The organism is Saccharicrinis sp. GN24d3, assembly GCF_052400645.1.
Taxonomy (GTDB): Bacteria; Bacteroidota; Bacteroidia; order Bacteroidales; family Marinilabiliaceae; genus Saccharicrinis.
Genome location: NZ_JBQTGI010000001.1, coordinates 614559 through 632106, shown reverse-complemented (window position 1 = coordinate 632106; position 17548 = coordinate 614559). Strand labels below are relative to the sequence as shown.

Genomic DNA, 17548 nt, shown 5'->3' with positions numbered 1-17548 from the left:
ATCAATAAAATTAGCAATTAGATAAACTAATATTTACCTCTAAACTTAAATATAACCGTAAAAATAGATATTCCTTCCGATATCTACATAATAATTCTTTATGGATCTAGATATGATACGGTTAATACTATTTCTGATTTTATGCCAACAATTGTATTTTCCCTACACTATCCATGGTTTTATGGTATCATTTTTGTTTTCGGTCAAACTGTTTAACGAAAGCCACAGAATACAATGTATGGGTGTCCGGTTTATTTTATTAAATAAACCAATAGTGTCATCAATTTTTATTTATTTTTGTGCCAATTTGAATCACATAATCGCTAATTCATTGATTGTTTCTAAACACAAATTATACCAAGGTTTAAGGCCTTGCCTGCGGACTTTGACTACCCTGGTGGTATTCTGTTCTTTATTTCGATTATCATTTGGCCAAAATATTGGAGAACCTGCACTGGCGGCACGGGACAGCATAAATCCGGCAATAGGCGATCTGCGGCCTATTCTCCGGGCGGATAGTATAGTGGCTCCATCTGACACAACAATGTCCGGTAAGCGTCCTGGAGGACTCGGCATTGATGCAGAAGTTACCTATACCGCTAAAGACTCCATTATATTAACTAACGGAAATATTGAAAAGGGAGAATCGAGAAAGGTTTATTTATATGGTGATGCCGAAGTAAAATACCTGGACATTACCTTAACAGCGGCCTGTATTGAACTCGACCTGGATAGTAGCCTTACCTATGCCTACGGTTTGGAGGACACAACCGGCGTTGTTACCGGTTTGCCTGTTTTTACCGATAAACAGGGTTCGTACGAAATGAAAACCATTAAGTACAACTTTAAGAGCGAGAAAGCCTTGATTGAACATGTAGTTACCGAACAAGGTGAGGGATATGTTGTAAGTAGCCTGGCAAAAAAGTCACCCGATGATTCCTTCTCGATAAAAAACGGTCATTACAGTACTTGTGATAACCATGAGCATCCGCACTTTTATCTTAACATGACCAAGGCAAAAGTAATACCCGGCAAAAAAATCATCACCGGACCCGCATATCTGGTCGTAGAGGATATCCCAATTTATCCCATTGGAATACCCTTTGGTTTTGTCCCGTCTACCTCGAGTTACAGTTCAGGCATTATCATGCCCTCGTACGGAGAGGAAGAAACCCGTGGGATTTTTTTACGGGACGGGGGATATTACTGGGCGGCCAGCGATTATTTTGATTTGGCAGTCACCGGCGATTTATATGCAAACAATTCATGGGGTTCACGACTAGCATCAAAATATAAAAAACGCTATTCTTACAGTGGTAGTATTAACGTAAACTACATTGTTAATATTACAGGCGAAAAGGATTTGCCCGACTATAGTAAATCAAAGGACTTTTCCCTTTCATGGTCGCACCGGCAGGATGCAAAGGCCAATCCGTATCAAACCTTTTCTGCCAGTGTTAACTATTCCAGCAGTTCGTACGACAGAAACAACGTTAGCAGTATCATCAACGCTACCTTGCTGGCAACCAACACAAAACGATCAAGTATTTCTTATAGCAGAAGATTTCCGAAATCTGGCGTTAATTTTTCTGCCAACCTATTGGCCTCACAAAACACAAGGGATACCACGGTTAGTTTTACCACACCCGACTTAACCTTAACCATGAACCGTAAATTTCCTTTTAAAAGGAAAAATAAGGTCGGAAGCGATGAGGCTTGGTACGAAAAGCTGAGTTTATCATATACCGGTAATGTTAAAAACTATATCAGTGCCAAAGAGTATGAACTTGGCGATAAGTCGTTTCCCAGTGAATGGCAGAATGGAATGAAACATAGTGTGCCTGTATCGTTAAATTTAAAGATGCTGAAATATTTCACCTTAACCCCTTCCTTTAATTATACGGAAAGATGGTACACGAAATCCATATCAAAAGAGTGGGACGAGGACTCGGAGAGTATAGTCACTGCGGATACCACCACAGGCTTTAAAAGGGTATATGACTACAGTTATTCGGTGAGTACGTCCACTAAATTCTATTCGTTTTTTACACCATGGAAAAAGTTGTTTGGCGATAAAGTGGATAAAATACGTCATGTAATGACTCCCTCCGCCAGCTTATCGTACCGACCCGATTTCGGGGATGAAAAATATGGCTACTACGATTGGTTCGAGTACTATGATCCCGACCAGGACTCAATCATCAGGCACGATTATTCGCTTTATGATGGTGCCTTGTATGGAACACCGGGTAGAGGGAAATCCGGATCGCTGGGCTTGTCATTGGGCAACACCCTTGAAATGAAGGTTAAAAGCGAACGCGACACCTCCGGTTTTAAGAAAATAAAAATATTGGAGGGACTTAACTTTTCCACCTCGCACAATTTTATGGCCGATTCTTTAAAATGGTCTCGAATCAGCATGAGCGGTCGTACTAAAATTTTGGGAACAAGCATTAACTTCGGAGCTACATTCGATCCGTATGCGCTAGATACAAGCTCAACAGGATCGCCTATACGGATCAACACCTCTCATTTCAAGGCTACGGGTAAACTGATGCGGTTGGAGTCGGCCAATCTTAATTTCGGTATTTCAATTGGCTCCGATAAAATAAAGAAATGGCTCGAAAAACGCAGGGGAGAATCAACTTCCGAAGAAGAGGGGGAAGGGGAGTTTCCGGAGGAAGAGGAATTTGACAACCCGTTAGAGCGAATCGACAGGGTTGAAGATGCTTTTGCAGATACCAGAGGTACAGAAAGAGGTAGCTCCCATATGACAGACGATGGATATACCAAATTTGACTTTCCCTGGAACCTCTCTTTGAACTACAGCTTTAGGATGGTAAACGGGGATTTTAACAAAGAAAAAATGGCGTATAAACGTACCATAACCTCTGACGTAAACCTCAACGGGGATTTTTCGCTAACCCCCAAATGGAAGTTCTCATTTTCATCGGGATACAACTTTGACACCAAAGAAATATCGCATACAAACCTAAGGATTTCAAGGGATCTTCATTGTTGGGGAATGAGCTTTAACCTGGTTCCGGTTGGAACATACAAATCCTATTTTTTCTCCATCAGTGTTAATTCCTCTATACTTCAGGATTTAAAATACGAAAAACGCAGTAGCGCCAGAGACAACTCCAGTTATTTTTGATAGGATATGATTAAAGATAAATCAAAACGTTCTTTTTTTTAGAAGGCTTTTCTGTTTTATTGCCTTCCCGCATCCTTAAATTACCAAATGGGTGCCGTGGGCACGGTTTTCTTTAAAACCTTCCGCAACCCTTCGGATGTATAGAGGTGTGCGGTGGAATAATGTTTAACCCGCAATATGCATTAGAAATTCTATTACACATTGAAATTACTTTAAAACAAGGTATTTCACTAAGTTGCTTCAACTCACCAGAGCAGTGCTCCCGAAAGTAATCGGTAAAAGTTATGCGTTGTTTCTGCAACTCCTTGTTTTATGGTATTTTAAATGGTCATACCCTACCTCTAATACCAAATCCGCGTTTAAAGGCGAATTCCCTGCCCCCTGATATAAACCCGGTATTTATTTATTAAAATCAACTACCTTTGTAAAAAATCAATAATAATGAAGAAAATTGTCAATACTAAAAACGCCCCTGCGGCCATTGGTCCGTATAGCCAAGCCGTTGAAATGAATGGGATGCTGTTTATTTCCGGTCAGGTGCCCATCAACCCCGAATCCGGAAAGGTGGAAGCCGAAAGCATAACAGCCCAAACAGAACAAGTGATGAGAAACATTGAAGCCATCCTAACCCAGGCAGGCTATTCCTTTGCTGATGTGGTAAAATCAACGTGTCTGTTGTCGGACATGGGAGATTTTAAGGCGATGAACGAGGTTTATGGTAGCTACTATAAAGAAAACCCTCCTGCCAGGGCAGCCTTTGCTGTTAAAGAACTTCCGCTTGGTGTAAAAGTGGAGATTGAAACTATTGCGGCGAAGTAATAAAGAATATTGGCTTTTGGGCATTAGCACGAAGCTACTGGCTAATACCTGATAGCCAATCTAAAAATACATAAGGTATAGAATAGTAATAGTAACCACCATATAAATAATGGTCAAGGGCCAACCTACCCTAAAAAAGTCTTTAAAATTATATCCTCCCGGTCCGTAAACCATGATATTGGTTTGATAACCGATAGGTGTTAAGAAATTGGCCGCTGCCGCAAACGAAACTACCAATGCAAAAGGCAATGGGTTTAATCCTAAAGTATGGGCTGCGGTTAATGATATAGGGAATACAATAGCGACTGCAGCCTTGTTTGTGATATAAGCAGCCAACACTGTTGTTATCAAATAAATACCCGTCAATATTGCAATTTTCCCTAAAGGGAAGAATATAGATATCAGAAAATTAGCAATCATATCCGCCACTCCGGTCTTTATCATAGCCGTTCCCAAGGCCAATGATAGTGCAATAATCACTGCAAGGTTATAGTCAATGTTCTTAGGCAGATCCTTGGCGCTGACCACTTTTAATATATTAATAACTACCAATACCACCAGCAATCCCATAAACAATGGGATCAGGTTCAGGGCCGATAAGAAAATGGCCAATAACGTTCCGCCAAACAAAGTCCATATTTTATAACGCTCGGGTTTTCGTACTTCTTTCACCTTCGATATCAGGTAAAAATCTATGTCATCCTGCGAACGCGACATAAAGTCATCACCCGCTAACAGAAGAATAACATCTCCTGCTTTCAGTTTTACCTCTTCCAACTTTCCCATAACGCGCTCCCCGTTCCTATGCATGGCCAAAAGCACCGAATCGTACTTGCCGCGAAAGTTGACCTCCTTCACCTCTTTTGATATGAGTGAGGAGTTATGGGAAATGACGATCTCAACAACATCTGCTCTTTTTAGTTTGCTCATCATTCCTACCGTAGGCAAAGTCAGTCCGCTACCATCCGACAACAGGTTTGCAATATCCTCTGACTCACCCGCAAAACGCAGCAAATCGCCTGCTTCCAGAATAAAATCTTTATCAAATACCTGAAATGTATACTTGCCCCTGACCACCTCGGCCAGAAACAGTCCTTTTTCATTTCCTAATCCAGATTCTTCAATGGTTTTACCAATTAGTTTAGAGGATTTTCGCACAACCGCCTCCACTAAATATTTACGTTCGCTTTCGGTAATTTCTTTGGTCAAGGGAATTCTGTCAGGTAATAATTTGTGGGCGAAAAAGAACAAATACAAAAAACCAATGATCAGCATGGGAAAACCTACCCAAAAGAAATCGAACATGTGCAAAGGTTCCATATCGGGAAATATGGTCTGATCAATTACCATCCCATTGACAATCAGGTTGGTTGAGGTACCTATTAAGGTTACACACCCGCCAAGGATAGCCGCATACGACAATGGTAACAGTAGCTTCGATGGCGAAATGTTATTCCGTTTGCTCCAGTTGTGCACGTAAGGCATCATTACCGCAACCAATGGCGTATTATTCAGGAAAGCTGAAAAACCTCCAATCCAAAACATAATTCGGGAAAGAAACCCCTTATACCCGCTGGTTCTCGGAAATATTCTACTGAAGAATATCTCTATGACCGAAATTTGTCGAATGGCATCACCCAACAATAACAACATCATAATAACCGCAATTTGTTCGTTTGCAAACCCGGCCAATATCTCACTTGGTGTTAATACACCAAAAAAACCCAGGACCATTACCGCCACAAAAAAAGTAAAGGCTGCTCCCAAAAGCTCTCTATATAAAGATATTAAAATAAATGCCAGAACGACAAATACAATGATTACATCAAAATGCTGCATAAGGTCTTTAAAAGTTTCTCCAATAACCCACAAAAATAGAAAAATACTTATAAATGTAGGTCTTGCATATCGCTAATTTACGAACAAGTTATGCATATCGCTCAAAACAAATTTTCATGTTTAAATTTATTTTTATTTGTCAGATGGAACTCCCAAATAATTTTGATCATCCGCTGTGCGTAAATATGGATAATCAAATTTGCATGGTCGTTTCATAAGTTAGTTCATAGGAGAAAAGTATTAGGTTGCAGAACAAAACTGCTTGTTGAGAGTAAATAATTAGCCAATACCTAAAAAAAAGAATATTTTTATCGCGGATAAAAATATTTAAAATAAAACCTTGGTGCGCAAAAAGATAAATATATACATCGTGTTAATCCACGCCCTGTTTTGGCTGTTGCTATTTTCGAGCCCTTTATTGTTCTTTTTCAACTTTGATTTGGCAATGGTTCCAATGAAGCAGTTTGCCACGATGAATGCGACAATAATTAGTATTTTTTATATTAATTATTCAGGACTGGTACCTTTGTTTCTGTTTAAGAAGAAATTTTTTCTGTACTTCGCCTCACTCATAGTATTATTGGTTTCTGTGTTATTGGTAATCCGTTACCTTGAATCGAATCACCCTTTTGCGGAGCACCAGCGTTTTTTTGACCCATTAAATAATATAGTACCGGAAGATGAATTGCGCAGACACTTTATACGTCGTGATAAAGGAAATATTTTTTTAGTGGTAACCCTGGCATTAATTGGCATAGGTACGAGTATACGTGTAACAGGCAGTTGGTTGCTCAATGAAAAAGAGAAAAATGAGATAAAAAAAGAAAAGTTGAATGCAGAACTGTCCTATCTTAAATCACAAATTGACCCTCATTTTTTCTTTAATACCTTAAACAATATATATTCATTGGCACAGCTTAAGTCCGATAAAGCTCCGCAAACGATATTAAAATTATCGGAATTAATGCGCTATAATATTTATGAAGCGGATAAGGAGCTGGTGTTTTTAAAGGATGAAGTAAACTACGTTCAGAATTTTATTGATTTGCAACGTATCCGTTTAGCAAAAAGCGTTGATATAGATTATTATGTGAGAGGAAAAATAGGAAACAAAAAAATAGAGCCGCTTATCTTTTTGCCCTTTATAGAAAATGCATTTAAACATGGTATAGATTATGCGAACCATTGCTCTATTGATATTGAAATATCGATAGAAGACACCGAAATAACTCTATTGGTAATTAATAGTACATCCAGCCGTAAAGAAAAAATATCTAAACAGTCGGGTGTTGGTTTGAGCAATATTAAAAAAAGATTGGAACTTTTATATAAACATCGCTATACCTTAAACATCAGTGAAAACGAGAAAAAGTTCATGGTAAAACTAACATTGTATTTAAATGACCATTAATTGTATTATTGTTGACGATGAGCCTTTAGCCCAGGATTTAATTGAGGATTACGTTTTAAAAATCCCTTTCTTAAACCTGAAAGCCAAATGCAGTTCGGCGTTTGAAGCCTTTGACTGCCTCCGCAAATACGAGATTGACCTTGTGTTTTTGGATATTCACATGCCCAATGTTACCGGTCTTGATTTTATCAATAGCATCGAGACGAAACCTATGTTTATCTTTACAACTGCCTACTCCGAGTATGCCATTGAGGCATTTGACCTGAATGCCGTGGATTATTTGGTTAAGCCCATTCCATTCGAACGTTTTTTAAAAGCGGCCAACAAAGCCATTAACTACTTTGCATTAAAAAACAAGAATACAGCCGCAGATTCACCGGTAAAAACTGAGGTGCAAAAGCAGGACTATTTTTTTATTAAGGTTGATTACAAAGATCGTAAAGTTAATTTTGGAGACATATTATACATTGAGGGACTTAAAGATTACATTAAAATTCACTTAGTTAATTCAAAAAAACCGATTATCACGCACAACACACTTAAAAACATAATGCTCACAATCCAAGAACATGGTTTTGCACGAGTTCACAAATCTTTTATTGTTTCTATTCATCACATAAAATCCATTACCAAAAACCGTATTGTGATTAACGACCAGTGGATTCCGATTGGAGATATCTATAAAGAAGATTTTTTAAAAATGATTAAGTAAAACATTAACTGATCAAAAAAAATTACACCTACTTATTCCTAAATACTGAACACCCAAGTGTTTTTATAAACTGCTGGCACATGGGTTAAAAATAACCATAAGTCTACGTTCTTTTACTTTATATCTTTAACAATTAATTTATCTAATTCCTTTATTATTTTAGTTGAAGGCTATTAGTTTCTACCCTAAAATCAACAAAAAAAAAGACGGATAGGTTAGTTATTAAGTCTCCTTGCGCTGCTACACTTTATCTGCTTTAGCTGCAACAATTTGGAAGAAAATGGCTCTTCCCGGGAAACCACAGGACTAGCAGAGCAGGGTATTGTTGACACCTCCAACGAACTCTCCTCCAGCATTGACAAAACTACGAACTAGACTGGCTACGACCTTTTGACCATGAGCGAGAGCTCCACTAAATCGGCGGTTGATGGATATGATGAAGAAGTTACTTATTATATTTCATTATCCGATTTAAGCGGTATTTACTATTGAATGTCTCAGGCCATTCTTACCGTAAAGGGACTCAACGCCAGCAAGGTCATATACGGTTTTTTCTCGAACACCGACGATTCGGAGGAGTTTATTATCCGATTACCCGAAGAAAAGACGACCAGCACTGTGTATCTTATTTTAGGCAATAGAAGAAACGGATTCTACACTTACCAATATTTTTTTACAATCACTACAAAAGAATCTGAATACGAAGACCTCGAAGGCTTTTTTGCTTACAACTTTTTACTTAACAGCTCTATAAAAATAGATGAAGAGGATGCAGGAAGCGTATACATTAATGAGCATTACGGAAGTTTTTCAGATATCAGTTACCAGTCCAAATAGGCGTTTAACAAGGACTATACATAAGCTAAGCTAAAACTGATACCATTACCTATTTATATAAATTACTATCATCGAGTGATATAATTTATGACGAAACTGTCTCTATTATTAAAAATCCAGAGAAGCGACATCCCTACACGCCCATTGACTATAATTTGACCAATGTTAATATTACTTTAAACAGGACTAACGACCAAAAAACAGATTCTACCATTCACAAAATATATGTTGGAGTAGTGTTACAAAAATCTGCTGCAGTAACAGAGATTATTGATGATTCGGGCGAAGGTTCAAGTTTCTGTAAAAAGGAAAAAGACCTGGAGATTACGCTAAATGACGATACCGTTATTAAATTATCGGAACTTATTGGAGATGCCAGGGAAACCATGCGCGAATTATATGACACACTACTAGATGTTTATTTTGCCAAACATGTTGTCAACAGGTTAGCCTGACAAGTTTATTCGGAACAAACGGATACAAAAGACGATTAGAGATGCAAGCTAGTTTGGTTTCAATGACTAAAAACTAAAAAGAGATTGTTGGTACCGGCAATCTCTTTTTATGTATCCTTTCAAACTCCAAATTATACTGTTTCACTAACAAGGATAACTAATTTTACAATATTGTGCCAGGTCAAACATGGATGACTATGGCTAAATTAATACCTTTGTAAAAAAGAACCACAATGAAAATTAGATTCTCTGTTATCTTACTACTCTTAACCACCTCTTCATTATATTTAAATGCTCAACAAGGTGATATTTTAAAAAGTGAAGCAATTATGTACGAAGGGCAAGGAAATTACCCCAAGGCGGCTATTACCTACGAAAAAGCAACTATAGCTTACGAAAATGAAAACTTAACAGACACCCTATCTATTTACAAAGCTGGACAAAGCTATTCCAGGTGTAAACACTACGATAAAGCTTTACCTTTTTTAATTAAATGTGATGATTTAAATTATCAAGAACCCAATTTATATATCACTCTATCGCAAGCCTATACAGGTAATAAAGATCTGAAAAAAGCAGAGGAAGCTTTATTAAAGGGACAAGAGATGTACCCTAACCACAAAAAAAATTACATTAAACAAATTAGTTATTTTTATTATAACTCTCGTCAGTTTGATAAAGCATGCGCAGCGTTAAGCACTGCTCTTGAGAATAATCCTAACGATTTAAACAGTTTATATTTATATGGTTCATCATTGGAAAGACTTAAAAAGTATGACGAAGCTTCTGATGCGTTGCTACAAATAATGAAACTGGACGAGTCCAACACCAAAGCTGTTAAAAAATTGGGAATTGTATATTTCAAAAAAACCGATAACCTCTTACAGAAAGAAACCAAAAGGTACGAGGCAATTGCTAAACCAAGCAGAGTAGACTACAGTAATACTGTAAAAAAGCTAGATCAAATTAAAGAGGGGTACAAAAAAGCGCTGCCTTACCTGGAGAAAGCATACGAAACATCACCCAATGATAAAACAATTGCAAGTTGTTTAAAGGTTGTTTATAAAAGGTTAAAAATGGACGATAAGGCAGTCCAGTTATAAATTGTTATTATGATTGAGTTGCTAACTAAACGTTAAATAGCATCAATATTTGTCAAATTAATCATTTAAGTAACAAATTACACATTCCAAGTTTGTATCATCAGTCTTTTTTAAGGAACGTAAGCTAAAAAACAGGATAAAAGTCAGTTTTTGGGATTCTTTAGCGCGAATACCTATAAAGGCAGTGTAATATTAAAGAAAAATTTCTTTATTACAAAAAGGCATGTTATAAAATAGGTATATTACCTAACTAATAAAGGTTGCATACAAGCGGTATTATATTATTTTTGTGCCAAAGATAATTCAGTAATAACCGTAGCAAACCAAAAACATGTCAAAGAAATTATTGATTCGAGACCTAACGCTCAGAGACGGTCAGCAGTCGTTATTCGCAACCAGAATGCGACAGGAGCAAATTGATCGTGTGTTACCTTTTTACAAGGACGCGAACTTTTATGCAATGGAAGTTTGGGGTGGAGCCGTACCAGACTCGGTAATGCGTTATTTAAACGAAAATCCTTGGACACGTCTTCAAACCATTAAAAAGGCAGTGGGTGATGTAAGTAAGCTTACTGCACTTTCTCGGGGAAGAAACTTATTCGGATACACACCTTACACCAATGAGATTATTGATGGTTTCTGTAAAAACGCCATCAGCTCAGGTTTAGGTATCATGCGTATATTTGATGCCCTTAACGACATCAACAACGTTAAATCTACGATCAAGTATGTAAAAGAGCATGGTGGCATTGCAGACTGTGCTGTTTGTTACACCATTGACCCTGAGTACAGAAGAGCAGCACGCTATAAAGCTTTACTAAAAGGAAAGCCACTTCCAAAGCCTGTATTTACAGATGACTACTTCGTGAACAAGGCAAAGGAACTTGAGAAGTTAGGAGCTGATATGATCACGATCAAAGATATGAGTGGTCTTATTCCTCCGGTGCGCGTTGCCAAACTGGTTAGCGCATTCAAAAAAGCGGTTAAGGTACCCGTTGACTTTCACACGCACTGTACTCCCGGTTACGGATTAGCTGCTGTATTGTCCGCTATAGTAGCCGGTGTGGATGTGGTTGACACCAATATCTGGAACTTTGCAGGCGGTCCTGCTGCTCCTGCCATAGAGTTGATTTACCTGTTTACCCAAAAGTTAGGTGTCGAGATGGATGTCAACATGGAAGCTGTTGCCAAAATCAACAAAGAGTTATATACTATACGCCAGGAATTAGCTGATGTGGATGCCGGTAAACACTACCCAAATCCATTTAATCCGCTTACCGATAAGCTTCCTGCCGAAATTGAAGCTGAGTTTGACAAAGCTATCAAAGATGCCAAAGAAGGTAACGAGCAAGATTTGGTGCGCTCTTGCCATGCCATTGAAGCTTATTTTAATTTTCCGAAACCAAACGAGTTGGTTAAGAACGCCCAGATACCTGGCGGAATGTACACCAACATGGTGGCTCAGCTTAAAGCCCTTAAATCGGAAGATATCCTGGAGGATGCCATGAAATTAATTCCTCAGGTTCGTTTAGATGCAGGTCTGCCTCCATTGGTAACGCCAACGAGCCAGATTGTAGGTGCTCAAGCGGTGAACTGTGCGATGGACATCAAAAAAGGAAGCGAAATGTACACCAACGTATCTAACCAGTTTATTAGCTTGGTTAAAGGTGAATACGGCGATACTCCAATTCCCATCAAACCGGAGTTCCGCGAAAAAATTTGTGGACATAAAGATGAGCGCCCATTTGATACATCCAAATATAAAATGCAACCGAATCCTGTGCTAGAGGATTGTGGAGGTGTTAAACTTGCGGAAAACGAAGAGGAGGTATTGCTTCTTGAGTTATTCCCAATGGTTGCGAAAAACTTTTTAAAAGGAGTTAAGAAAGCAGCCTGGGAAGCTAAAAAAGCCAGCGAACCTAAAGCAGAAGCTACAACCACCAAAACTGAAGCTCCCCAAGCAGCTAAAAAAGTAAGTGGTAAAAAAATCACGGTTCCAATGCCGGGCAGAATAATTCAGTACCTTGTGCAGCCGGGTGATAAAGTAGAAAAAGATCAGCCTGTGGCCGTATTGGAAGCCATGAAAATGGAAAACAGTATTACATCGAACTATGCAGGGTATGTAAACACCCTGATTGCCGAAGAAGGCGAAACTGTTGCTGCCGATGCTGCTATTATGGATATTGTTGACGAGGCCGTGGCTCCCGCTGCTGCTACTCCGACTAAGGAGGCTAAAAAAGCTGCTCCAAAAGCAACCGGTCCAACAAAAGCTGTAACTGTACCTATGCCGGGTAAAATTCTTGATATCCAGGTAACCCCGGGTGATGTTGTAACCAAAGGACAGGTTGTGATAATTCTTGAGGCCATGAAAATGGAAAACAGCATTACGACCGACTTTGCCGGTACCGTTAACGAGATTTTTGTTGAAGTAGGTGATACCGTTGCTGCCGATGCAAAAGTACTAGACTTAGTTCAGGGATAAGATCCTGACCATTATAATATAAAAATCCCCTGCTCATGATATAAGTAGGGGATTTTTTTGTAAATGATGTTTCTTCACTTGTATATTCTAAAATTTGATCAAAAACGAAGTTAGTTCGTTCAGGTATATTCGTGATTTACGCTTGGCGGTGAGGGGGCAATCAAGGAAATAGGGGACTCAATATAAGCTTGAAGAAGGATCCAGAGAGGTTTGTACTTAATCGGAGATGTTCATGAGTCAGAAAATGATATCTCCATGTTGAGAATTGAGGTTCCAAGTTTGGAATCACTAGAGTCCGACAAAAACACGCTCCTAAAAACCAAAAGCTCTTTTGTCTCAAGCAAACGGCCTTTTCATTTTTACCTCCAACCGTAAAAACGGAACAAAAAAAGCCGCCAAACAAAAAAAATCACCGCCCCTGGTAGAACGGTGATTTAAATCTATATCCTGGTATTAACTAATTATCGCTCAGATAGGTGATTTCAATATCAAATATAGAGGTTACATAAGTACCATCACCAACGGTTGAGGGTACAATAACCTTGCTCTTCCCCCCTTTTCTCATATTCAGTATGGCCTGCTCTACTCCGCTGTACACGCCTGAGCCACTTCCAGCCACAAAAACATCAGGATCTACATAACCGTAATTTGAAGGGTCGGATGAATGCCAGAATAACCCGGGCTGATCCAGTGAATCCCTGGCTATAACATACCTGTTATACCTGTAGCCCACCTGATTACCAACAGAAACAGCCTTTCCTGTGCCGGTTTCCAGCTCAAAATATATCAAGCCTGTCTCTAACGATTTGTCAATGGTGTCCACCGCCTCCAACGTCCAAAAGTCTTTGTAGTTCAATCCTGCTGGATTATTAGAATCGGGCACACTCTCTAAAAACTCCTGCAAAAGCTCTTGCTCAATAGCCAACCTTTGCCTCGAACTTAAAACAGTATCTGTTTCGCAACTAATAGCCAGTACCAACACCAACAGGCCAACTAACTTTGTAAGTATTTTAATCATTTAATATGTTCTCCTTTTTATTGAACCACAAAGTAAATGTTTTATTGTAATCCTACAAAATACGATGCTTATTTATTCCTTATTAAACCCACCAACTCTACTTTGTACAGAAGGGTAGATCTTCCCGGCACTCTGTCGTCATCGCCTACCAAACCATGCGCCCTGTGCGGCGGCATAATAAAAGTTGCTTTGGATCCTTTGCGCAACAGTAAAATCCCTTCTTCGAGTCCCGACTCTACGCCCCCTTGTCCTACCTTAAAGGATTTGTAACCCAGGGAATCAGACGAATAACAATGCGTTCCATCCAGTAAGGAAACATCATAGGCGATTTTTACCACATCCCCTTTCTGCACCAATTCCCCTTCACCTATTTCTTCAATCTGATACCATAGTCCGGTTTGTGTTTCCAACATCTGATATTCGTTCCTCTCCACATAGGCTTTAATGGCAGAAGCATCCTGTTCCACCATGTACCTGTTAACAGAAATAAGTTCCTCCGCGGTAACTTTCCGCTTCTGAGGTTTTTCATTATTTTGCAGTTTGCATCCTACCATTATTATTAACGATAGGGCACTAACGACGATATATTTACAACGCATTGTTTTTAAATTTTTCATAGAATCGAGGCAGTTCCGTTTTAAATTTTTCTAAAGTTAATTCCAAAGATACTAAAGATTCTCCTCCCGCTGCGTTGCGATGTCCGCCACCGGAAAAATTAAGTTCGGAAAACAAGTTCACCGGGAATTCTCCCCTGGAACGGAATGAACATTTTACCTTATCGTCTTTCTCCATAAAAAAGGCCGAAACATTGATTCCTTCAATACCCAACGGATAGTTCACAAAACCTTCCGTATCCCCAGGCTGAAAATGATGTGCCTCCAATTCCTTTTTATCCAACCACATAAAGGCAGCTTTTTGTTCAGGCATTAAAGACATCTTGTTTCCTAAAACATGTCCCAATAATTTCATCCTATAAAACGAGTTACTATGGAACACCAACTGGTGAATTTTGTCCTTGTTAATATTTTTTTCCAATAATCCGGCAACCATCCTATAGGTCTCAGGGTTGGAGGAATTATAGCTGAGCGAACCCGTATCTGTCATGATACCGGTGTAGAAACATTCTGCAGTATCGGTGTCCACATAATCGTTCCACCCCAATTTGTTTATTACATTATAGGCCAATTCACAAGTTGAAGATGAAGAAGGAACAGAAATCATTATATCCGCTATTTCCTCGGGATATGGATGGTGGTCTATCATTATTTTTTTGGCATTTAGTTTCCCTATCTCTTTCTCTAAATCGCCAGCACGTTTCAAACTGTTGAAATCTACAAATATCAGCAAGTCGGCATTGCTTAAACTTTTTATCGCTTCTTTCTTGTTTACCTCAAAATTAACGGCATCTTCCGCTCCTTTCATCCAAGACAAAAATTTGGGGTAGGCGGATGGTGAAACAACCTGAACCTTTTTTCCAATATTTCGCAAAACATGGTAAATTCCCAAAGAAGACCCCATGGCATCTCCATCCGGATTCAGGTGCGGGATAATGACAATGTGCTCAGCTCCATGTAATGTCGCCTTTAACGAAGGCGTATCTAACTTATCTATCATATCAACATTTTGAAAGATCAAAGATAAATAAATATCAATAACAGGATTTTGACATGCTACAAATTATTACTATCATTAGAGAAGAAGAAAAATTTTAAACAACCTTTCGGTTGGGATGTTAATATCAAAGCTATTACATAAAACAAATAAACTATGGCAGGGAACAAAACACTAACGATAATCAAACCTTTTGCGGTAAAAAATGGAAAACTGGGCGCCATCCTACATAAAATTGAAGAATCCGGTTACCGATTTGCTGCTATTAAAACTTTAAAACTTGACAAGCACGATGCGGAAACATTTTACGAAGAGCATAAAGGAAAACCATTTTTTGATGATTTAACTGATTTTATGTCTTCAGGCCCCATTACTGCCGCTATTTTGGAAAAAGAAAATGCGGTTGCCGACTTTCGTTTTTTGATTGGCGCTACTGATCCTAATGAAGCAAAGGAAGGAACAATCAGGAAAATGTTTGCCACAGACAAAACCCATAACGCCATTCACGGTTCGGATAGCGATGAAAGCGCAGATAAGGAATGTAACTTTTTCTTTAGTAAACGAGAAAGGCTCTGATTCTGTTGGCAGTCAACAGTCAGCAGTTCGCATTTATCAGTTGCCCAAAGACAAAGGGAATGGAGCTAAGAGATTAGAGAGGTGACTACTGTGCATTATGTTAGAAACATCACTATTTTAAAGTCGAGATTCATAGAACTATCTTCTGTAACGCCCATTAATTGGGCGTTCAATTTTCATTTTTAAATCAGACCCATACCAATTTAACTATATTGGCCGTGGAGAACCTCCAACTTGCTTTTTAAAACATCTGCTGGTATTACCTAAAGGCTCTGTTCATTCAAGCATGCCTACCTGGTATATTCTCACAAGTGATGCGACCACAGAAAAAGCTTTATTGGTTTGTGCCTCTTTTTTTCAACAGTCATCAAAAGCTGCCCTATTAGGGTACACCATACTTGTGTACGTATAGCATTCTCATTTTCGCCATAGAAGTAGTGGAGCAGAAAGTTTTGCTTCATCTTTTTATAATGCTGATGCAAAAAGCTGCTTAATTTTTTCAAGATATGGAAGTCGCACGCTCACACTTACACCCGAGTATTTCAAGCTACTAATTGATTTGGTTTTGGATACTTTTCAGAAAAAGCATCTTATAAATAAGTTACCAAAAGCCTTTCAGTTGTATGGGTATGGTTCATTTGACGAAAGTAAACCCAGTTTGAAAACTGACTTTGAAGAAATAGGTTCGGAGGTTATTAACGGCAAATATATGTACGACAAATACAGGGAGTTTGAAAAGGGAAGAACCGCCATCAAACTATACGACTACTACAAATCCATCATTCTGCTATATATTGGTTTTGAAGATTTTCAAAAATTTCTGGACAAATACAAACTAACGGATGAAGAAAACAAGAAGCAGCTTTCGCTAATTAGCGGTGATAAAGCCAACCTCACCTATTACTACATCATCTATTATTTTGGTGAAGATGAGAGAATAATCAAAGGAAAAACCATTATCTCGAACAACTGGAAATACAACTTATTTTTATGTATCCTCTGCCCGATGGTACCATAAGAGAACATTACAGCAACGGATCTGTGATACGGCAAGGCGATACCATTTCCATAAAAACCAAAACCCTTTCGGGTGGCAGATATATTGAAGGAGCCAGTGAGATTTATTATATCGGGCACAAATCTCCTGCCAGTCTTAATTATTTGGTAGGGACCTATTGCACATTCGACATTTACACCAATACGGTAGCCGGAAGAGCCATATTGGAGCGATGCGACACCAAGGAAAAAATGGATAAAATGGCCAGCACACCGGAAATCCCACCATATATTGCTATGGAGATCAGAGACAAGCGCATGGTAAACGACAGTAAGTTAGCGGCCAGGCACTTTCTGGAGCTGTCCACTAACAGCCCATATGCATCCATTTTTGGCAAGGTACCCGGATATTACAAGATCAAGTTTGATGTTGAAGAGAGCTTTAACCCGCAAAAAACGTCCGTATTGAAAAAGACAGAATAGAACTGATCAACAAAGGATCCATCCTGAATTTCAGGTTTAATTTTTCGGG

At 38.8% G+C, this 17548-nt stretch carries 15 protein-coding genes; 11 read left to right on the top strand and 4 right to left on the bottom strand.

The annotated features are described in order from the left end of the window. Positions 1-331: 331 nt before the first annotated feature. Entirely contained in the window at positions 332-3157 is a 2826-nt protein-coding gene (locus ACT29I_RS02120) for a putative LPS assembly protein LptD (protein ID WP_430935026.1), read from the top strand. A gap of 441 nt (positions 3158-3598) precedes the next feature. Beyond that, positions 3599-3976 carry a RidA family protein gene (locus ACT29I_RS02115; protein ID WP_430935027.1) on the top strand — a complete coding sequence of 126 codons (378 nt, stop codon included), beginning with the start codon at positions 3599-3601 and terminating at the stop codon, positions 3974-3976. Positions 3977-4036: 60 nt separating this feature from the next. Here ACT29I_RS02115 and ACT29I_RS02110 read toward each other — a convergent pair whose 3' ends face one another. Further along, a complete protein-coding gene (locus tag ACT29I_RS02110; protein WP_430935028.1) occupies positions 4037-5815 on the bottom strand; it encodes an SLC13 family permease in 1779 nt (592 codons plus the stop codon). Positions 5816-6158: 343 nt separating this feature from the next. Between ACT29I_RS02110 and ACT29I_RS02105 the strand changes: the two genes are divergently transcribed. The 6 genes from ACT29I_RS02105 (at position 6159) to ACT29I_RS02080 (ending at position 12815) form a co-directional block, all read left to right on the top strand. After that, on the top strand, positions 6159-7226 hold the full coding sequence (locus ACT29I_RS02105) for a sensor histidine kinase (protein WP_444792604.1): 1068 nt from the start codon (positions 6159-6161) through the stop codon (positions 7224-7226). After that, positions 7216-7938: a LytR/AlgR family response regulator transcription factor gene (locus ACT29I_RS02100; protein ID WP_430935030.1), complete on the top strand. Its 723-nt coding sequence runs from the start codon at positions 7216-7218 to the stop codon at positions 7936-7938. The genes ACT29I_RS02105 and ACT29I_RS02100 overlap by 11 nt, the downstream gene beginning before the upstream one ends. A gap of 492 nt (positions 7939-8430) precedes the next feature. Continuing rightward, positions 8431-8775 (top strand): hypothetical protein, encoded by a 345-nt coding sequence (locus tag ACT29I_RS02095; RefSeq protein WP_444792603.1) that lies wholly within the window; start codon positions 8431-8433, stop codon positions 8773-8775. 155 nt (positions 8776-8930) lie between these two features. Next, positions 8931-9230 carry a hypothetical protein gene (locus ACT29I_RS02090; RefSeq protein ID WP_444792602.1) on the top strand — a complete coding sequence of 100 codons (300 nt, stop codon included), beginning with the start codon at positions 8931-8933 and terminating at the stop codon, positions 9228-9230. 233 nt (positions 9231-9463) lie between these two features. Beyond that, entirely contained in the window at positions 9464-10333 is an 870-nt protein-coding gene (locus ACT29I_RS02085; protein ID WP_444792601.1) for a tetratricopeptide repeat protein, read from the top strand. 331 nt (positions 10334-10664) lie between these two features. Beyond that, positions 10665-12815, top strand: a complete 2151-nt coding sequence (locus ACT29I_RS02080) for a biotin/lipoyl-containing protein (RefSeq protein ID WP_444792600.1) — start codon at positions 10665-10667, stop codon at positions 12813-12815. A 457-nt stretch (positions 12816-13272) separates the two neighbouring features. On the opposite strand, the gene ACT29I_RS02075 is transcribed toward ACT29I_RS02080, so the two are convergent. The 3 genes from ACT29I_RS02075 to ACT29I_RS02065 form a co-directional block, all read right to left on the bottom strand. Beyond that, positions 13273-13833 (bottom strand): FKBP-type peptidyl-prolyl cis-trans isomerase, encoded by a 561-nt coding sequence (locus ACT29I_RS02075; RefSeq protein ID WP_444792599.1) that lies wholly within the window; start codon positions 13831-13833, stop codon positions 13273-13275. Between the two features lie 68 nt (positions 13834-13901). Beyond that, positions 13902-14432: an FKBP-type peptidyl-prolyl cis-trans isomerase gene (locus ACT29I_RS02070; RefSeq protein ID WP_430936204.1), complete on the bottom strand. Its 531-nt coding sequence runs from the start codon at positions 14430-14432 to the stop codon at positions 13902-13904. Further along, positions 14422-15447, bottom strand: coding sequence for a DHH family phosphoesterase (locus ACT29I_RS02065; protein ID WP_430936202.1), 1026 nt, complete (start codon positions 15445-15447; stop codon positions 14422-14424). Before ACT29I_RS02065 ends, ACT29I_RS02070 begins: the two co-directional genes overlap by 11 nt. 153 nt (positions 15448-15600) lie before the next feature. On the opposite strand from ACT29I_RS02065, the gene ndk reads away from it, so the two are divergent. The 3 genes from ndk to ACT29I_RS02050 all read left to right on the top strand — a co-directional run bounded on the left by ndk (position 15601) and on the right by ACT29I_RS02050 (position 17499). Then, on the top strand, positions 15601-16020 hold the full coding sequence (gene ndk / locus ACT29I_RS02060; RefSeq protein ID WP_430936200.1) for a nucleoside-diphosphate kinase: 420 nt from the start codon (positions 15601-15603) through the stop codon (positions 16018-16020). A gap of 565 nt (positions 16021-16585) precedes the next feature. Then, the gene (locus tag ACT29I_RS02055) at positions 16586-17038 is read left to right on the top strand and encodes a hypothetical protein (protein ID WP_444792598.1); all 453 of its coding nucleotides are present in this window, start codon (positions 16586-16588) and stop codon (positions 17036-17038) included. Beyond that, a complete protein-coding gene (locus ACT29I_RS02050; protein WP_444792597.1) occupies positions 17011-17499 on the top strand; it encodes a hypothetical protein in 489 nt (162 codons plus the stop codon). Before ACT29I_RS02055 ends, ACT29I_RS02050 begins: the two co-directional genes overlap by 28 nt. Positions 17500-17548: the final 49 nt, after the last annotated feature.